Genomic DNA, 6,280 nt, shown 5'->3' with positions numbered 1-6,280 from the left:
TATACCTTGCGCCAAGGTTTATCAGCGGGAGTTGTACCCACAAACCGCCGATTGCACTCCATTCTGCTTTTTTAAATATGTCGGCATTTGTTTTCAGGCTGTCAACTGTTTGTTTGAGCAACCCATTGAAAGCAGGCCCCACCTGTAGCTTCACCCTTTTGCTCGGGCCCAGGTTCACATTCAGGAAGACCGGCACTTCCAGGTAATTCAATTTTGCTTTACGCTGACCGCCGCCCAGGAAAAGATCATCATATACATTATCGGCACCACTGCTGAATTCGGATGTGGATTGCACAAAACTGACTTCCGGCTGGATGCCGATCTTATTGGTGAGGTTGAACTGCAGGAAACCGCCGATCTGGTAATTGAAATTGAACCCATCCTTATAAGATTGCCCATCGATCTTATTGATATTCACCCCTCCTTTTGCGCCAAAGCGGAAGAAGTTCTCACGGTCTGAGCTCAAAGGGTTTCGTTGTGCAAAGGAAGAAAAAGTAGTCATCGCCAGCAGGCTGAAGAGCAGTTTAAGCTTTATCATGGTTTGTTTTTTGATTTATCAGCCAAAATTATACCAATCGGATTAATTTTTCCGCAGATGTCCGCAGATCGATACACGCAGATGCTCGCAGGTTTATCTCTGCGAAGATCTGTGTATATTTAAACAGCGGGAACCTGCGGGAAACAAAAGAAAAGAACCGGCAGAAGCCGGCTCCCCATTTATCAAACTCCAACAACAATAATAATTTTACCATCGGCCCGGTACCCATACATACCCGCGCCTGGTGTTTCTCCAGTAGCCCTGGCGGTAAACCTTGTTGGGACGTGGAGCTATCCAGTAACCCTGACGGTAAGCATATCCGCTGCCAACGCGAACGTAGCCGGGTTCTACCCATATATAATTTGGTCGTGGTGGTGCCGGTCTTACATATACCGGTGCTACAGGCCTTTCTTTTACTACTACCGCCGTAGGCCGGCAGGAGGTGAAAATAATGGTGAGAAGGATGATCGATAAGATTGAAAGTATACTTTTCATGATCAGCTATTTTTGGGTTAGAGCAATGATGACCGCAAAGGTTTAATCCGTTCAGAAGCATTTTTTGAGGGACCGGATTTTTTTAACGAATGAAAGCATTGAAAGCTAAAATGTAGGTTCGCTGTAGGTTCGCTGTGTGTTCGCTGTAGCTTCGGCCGTGGAACACATGAGATTCTTGGTGAAAATTTTAACATTGGGCAAAGACATGACGCTTTCAAGCCAAGAACTAGCTATGCTTCGTCCTTCTCAACTCCTCTTAATGACGGGGGAGAACAAATCGAAGAGATTGCTTCTCTGGGGTTTTTACAACAATAGGCAACAGAGGAATCATTGCTATCGAAGCGAAGAGATTGCTTCGTGCCTCGCAATGACGGGGAGAACGAAGCGAAGATCAAGGCGAACGTTTTACAAAACAAAAACCCCGTTCTTTTCAGAACGGGGCCTTGTTTATTGTCAATTGCTGGTTTGAGCAATTATTCTTCTACTTTCAGTTTGCCTTTAGACTTAGCTATGATCTCTTCTGCTACGTTGTTTGGAGCAGGAGCATAGTGGCTGAACTCCATGGTGGAAGTTGCACGGCCAGAAGACAATGAACGCAGCTGGGTTACATAACCGAACATTTCGCTCAATGGAACTTTAGCCTTGATAACCTGTACACCATGTTTGCTATCCATACCTTCCAGCATACCACGACGACGGTTCAGATCACCTGTAACGTCACCCATGTATTGATCCGGGGTAAGTACTTCCACTTTCATGATCGGTTCCAGCAACACTGGTTTCGCTTTGCGGCCAGCTTCACGGTAACCTTGTTTAGCACAAAGTTCGAAAGAGATCGCATCGGAATCCACATCATGGTATGAACCATCCACAACTACCACTTTCATATCTACCATCGGGTAACCTGCGAGAACACCATTGTTCATGCTCGCCTGGAAACCTTTGATGATCGGCGCGATGAATTCTTTTGGAATAGCACCACCGAAGATCTCGTTCACAAACTGCATACCACCTGTTGAGTTTTCAGGAAGAGCCAGCCATTCTGCATCAGCAGGGCCGATCTTGAAGGCGATATCACCGAATTTACCACGACCACCGGTTTGTTTCTTATAGGTTTCACGGTGAGCAACAGTATCACGGAAAGCTTCTTTGTAAGCCACCATCGGTGCACCCTGGTTGATCTCCACTTTAAACTCGCGTTTCATACGGTCAACGATGATCTCAAGGTGAAGTTCTCCCATACCAGACAGGATCGTCTGACCTGTTTCTTCGTCTGTACGTACACGTAAGGTAGGATCTTCTTCTACCAGTTTGGCGATAGCCATACCCATTTTATCAACGTCGGCCTGAGTTTTAGGCTCCACCGCGATAGAGATAACCGGTTCAGGGAAGGTCATAGATTCCAGAACGATCGGATGATCTTCGTTACACAAAGTATCACCGGTTTTGATATCCTTGAAACCTACTGCTGCGCCGATATCACCAGCTTCGATGTAGTCTACAGGGTTCTGCTTGTTAGCATGCATCTGCATGATACGGCTGATACGTTCGTTCTTACCTGTACGGGTGTTGAGAACGTAAGAACCTGAATCCAGGCGGCCTGAGTAAGCACGGAAGAACGCAAGACGTCCTACGAAAGGATCGGTCATGATCTTGAATGCCAGGGCACTGAATGGTTCTTTTGGATCTGCATGACGAAGGATCTCTTCCCCTGTATCAGGATTGGTTCCTTTTACAGCTTCGATATCCAGCGGACCAGGCAGGTAACGTACAACAGCATCCAATGCAGTCTGTACCCCTTTATTTTTAAATGAAGAACCACACATCATCGGGATGATAGAGATGTCGATAGTAGCCTTACGGATAGCTTCGTGCATTTCTGCTTCGGTGATGGTATTTGGATCATCAAAGAATTTTTCCAGTAATTTTTCATCGTATTCTGCTACTGCTTCCACCAGTTCCTGGCGGTATTGGTTTACTTCTTCGATCATATCTTCAGGGATCGGAACTTCCTGGAAGGTCATACCTTTATCAGCTTCGTTCCAAACAATACCTTTCATGGTGATCAGATCCACCACACCTTTGAAGTTGTCTTCTGCACCGATCGGCAACTGAAGCGGAACTGCTTTTGCACCCAGCATTTCACGAACCTGTTTTACCACGTTCAGGAAGTCGGCACCACTGCGATCCATTTTATTTACGAAACCGATACGTGGTACTTTGTAGCGGTTAGCCTGGCGCCAAACGGTTTCAGACTGTGGTTCCACACCGGATACGGCGCAAAACAATGCTAACAGACCATCCAGTACACGGAGTGAACGTTCTACCTCTACGGTAAAATCCACGTGACCCGGAGTATCGATGATGTTGAATTTGTATTGTTTGGTATCAGGGGTTTTCTGCCCCTGGATCATTGGGAAGTTCCAGAAACATGTAGTTGCAGCACTGGTAATAGTGATACCCCTTTCCTGTTCCTGAGCCATCCAGTCCATAGTTGCACCACCATCGTGTACTTCACCTATTTTATGGTTCACACCAGTGTAGTAAAGAATACGTTCGGTAGTTGTGGTTTTACCGGCATCAATATGAGCGGCAATACCAAAGTTGCGTTGATAACGTAAATCTGCCATTTTTCTATTTTTAAATGTTGAATTTGTGTGTTGATTGTTGTTTGCCAGCCTTTTATAAAAACCGTATCGGTTGCTGACATAGCTTTCCCCTGTAGGTAAACCTCATTTCTTTGAAGGTTTAGGGGCTTATTATGGATAATTATGCTCTCATATTATGCTAAATCAGTACTGCTCCATCCTATTGCCTGTACCGTTTAGCGGCGCAAAGATAAGGTTTTTTGGGAAAATGACAAAAAGTTTAGGGATTAGGGTTTAGAGGGTTTAGGAAGCCCCGTCAGCGGTCAAAGACCCTGACGGGGTTTGAATGACTACTTAGCCTATCAACTCTTTGAAGTATTTTTATTAGATTAGGTAGAAGATCAGATTTTTCACTTTTTGGGATTGTTCATTTTTAGTTACGTATTATTTGTCATTTGCGTACGAGAACTCTCCTAGCCTTTAACTTTGAACCTTCAACCTTCAACTTTCCCCCATGCGTATTGCCACTTATAATGTAAACGGCGTCAATGGCCGCCTGCCGGTTTTGCTCCGCTGGCTCCAAGAGACCAAACCCGATATCGTATGCCTGCAGGAACTGAAAGCGCCGCAGGAGAAATTTCCGGAAGCTGCCATTACTGCCGCGGGATACAATGCCATCTGGCTAGGACAAAAAAGCTGGAACGGTGTGGCCATCCTCTCCCGCGGACTGGAAATAAAAGAAGTACGCCGCGGCCTTCCGGGTGATGATGAAGATGAGCAAAGCCGCTACATAGAAGCGATCATCAACGATATGCTGATCTGTTGCCTGTATCTACCTAATGGAAATCCAGCGCCGGGGCCGAAGTTCGACTACAAGCTCAGCTGGTTCAAACGCCTGCAGGACCATGCAAAATATTTACTCAAAGAAGATGTGCCGGTGATCCTGCTCGGAGATTTCAACGTGATGCCAACCGAACTGGATGTATACAAGCCGGAACGATGGGTGGATGATGCACTCTTTCGCCCGGAGACAAGAGCCGCTTTCAAAAAACTGTTAGACCAGGGCTGGACGGATGCCATCCGTAAATTGTATCCTAATGAAGTGATCTATACTTTCTGGGATTATTTCCGCAATGCGTATGGCCGCAATGCCGGATTACGCATCGATCATTTTTTGCTGAGCCCGCATTTTGCTAAACGATTAAAAAAAGCCGGCGTGGATAAGGATGTGAGGGGCTGGGAGAAAACGAGCGATCATGCACCGGTGTGGATTGAAGTTAAATAGTTGAAGGTTGAAGGTTGAAAGTTTTTCAGGATCGGATTTTATTACAGGAGAAAGAAGCTTCGTAAATTTAGAAGGCCGGTGGACATTAGATCCGTCCAACCGAAAGAACCTTCAACCTTCAACCTTCAACCTTCAACTTTTACCGTATGCTAAAACCCCACTCACTGCTCCCCTTGTTTGAAAAATTCATTGCGCATAGCAGGACCGGCCGGCGGCTCAATAAGAATGGCACCCGCATCAAACCGCAGACTGTAGAGAATTATTCGTATTGCCTGAAACTGCTGGAAGAATATTCCGCTTACCGGCATACGGAATTAGTGCTATACGAAATAAAAGGGAACGATAAAAGGGAGCATGCCATGCTCAAAAAATACTGGGATAAATTTTACCGGCAGTTTACCGATTATATGTACCGGCAGAAAAAGTGTCATGATAATTATACCGGGCAGAATATAAAAATGATCCGTACTTTTTTCAACTGGATCAACGACAGTTGTGGCATAGCTACGGGCCCGCACCATAAAAATTTTTACATCCAGAAGGAAGAGATCGCCATCATTACGCTTACGGTAGAACAACTTCGTTTCCTGATGTTCGATAACGATTTTGAAGCGAAACTTTCGCGGCCGTTGAAACACGCAAAAGATGTTTTTGTATTGGGCTGTATGGTGGGGTTACGTTTCAGCGATCTCTGCAAGATCAAAAAAGAAAATATCGAATTGCGGGATAGTGGTCATTACCTGAAAATGCGTTCGCAGAAAACCGGTACAGATACGCTGGTAAAACTTCCGGCACCGGCAATGGATATCCTGGAGCGTTATAAAAAGAATAAAGGCACCCTGCTGCCGGTGGTATCGCTTTTCCGTTTCAATAAAAATATCAAAAAGCTGGCGGAACTCGCCGGCTGGACATACCCGCTACCTCGGCTCCGCACCAGGAAAGGCATCAAGAGCCAGTCGCAACACAACACCCTCACCCCTACCCGCTTCTGCGATGCACTCAGCAGCCATACCATGCGCCGTACCAGTATTACCACCATGCTCACCAGCGGCATGCCCGAATACGTGGTGCGCAAGATCAGCGGGCATACCAGCGATAGTAAGGCTTTCTTCAGATATGTGAGCCTGGCACAAAGCCTAATGGATAAGGAGATTGAAAAGATGCATGTGCATTTTGAGGAACGGGCGCTGGTACATACAGCGTAATTTATAACGGTTTTGCGGTGTTTATTTTGTAGATTTATGGAGGTTTTTTAAAAAAAAAGAGTTCTTTGATGAAGTGGAAAGTCTGATGGGTAGAGGGTTTGGAAGGAAGGAGTTACTATCCTTTCGGGATGCTAATGCCAGGAAGGAAATTTGATGGGGGAAGTGGGTA

5 protein-coding genes are annotated in these 6,280 nt (G+C 45.8%); 2 read left to right on the top strand and 3 right to left on the bottom strand.

The window, feature by feature from the left end; genetic code table 11:
* The 3 genes from EGI32_RS09940 to fusA form a co-directional block, all read right to left on the bottom strand.
* Positions 1 to 538 (bottom strand): porin family protein (locus tag EGI32_RS09940; protein ID WP_255155241.1); only part of this gene is annotated, 538 nt, incomplete at its 3' end.
* A gap of 207 nt (positions 539 to 745) precedes the next feature.
* Positions 746 to 1,033, bottom strand: a complete 288-nt coding sequence (locus tag EGI32_RS09935; RefSeq protein ID WP_255155240.1) for a hypothetical protein — start codon at positions 1,031 to 1,033, stop codon at positions 746 to 748.
* Positions 1,034 to 1,506: 473 nt separating this feature from the next.
* A complete protein-coding gene (gene fusA, locus EGI32_RS09930; RefSeq protein WP_255155239.1) occupies positions 1,507 to 3,663 on the bottom strand; it encodes an elongation factor G in 2,157 nt (718 codons plus the stop codon).
* A 472-nt stretch (positions 3,664 to 4,135) separates the two neighbouring features.
* Here fusA and xth point away from each other — a divergent pair, with 472 nt between their 5' ends.
* A complete protein-coding gene (gene xth, locus EGI32_RS09925; RefSeq protein ID WP_255155238.1) occupies positions 4,136 to 4,906 on the top strand; it encodes an exodeoxyribonuclease III in 771 nt (256 codons plus the stop codon).
* A 146-nt stretch (positions 4,907 to 5,052) separates the two neighbouring features.
* Complete coding sequence (locus EGI32_RS09920) at positions 5,053 to 6,111, top strand: tyrosine-type recombinase/integrase (protein WP_255155237.1); 1,059 nt, start codon at positions 5,053 to 5,055, stop codon at positions 6,109 to 6,111.
* Positions 6,112 to 6,280 lie beyond the last annotated feature (169 nt).

Source organism: Ferruginibacter sp. HRS2-29 (assembly GCF_024343615.1).
GTDB lineage: Bacteria > Bacteroidota > Bacteroidia > Chitinophagales > Chitinophagaceae > Ferruginibacter.
Note: the sequence above shows the minus strand (reverse complement) of the source record. Positions and strands in the feature narration are given on the sequence as shown.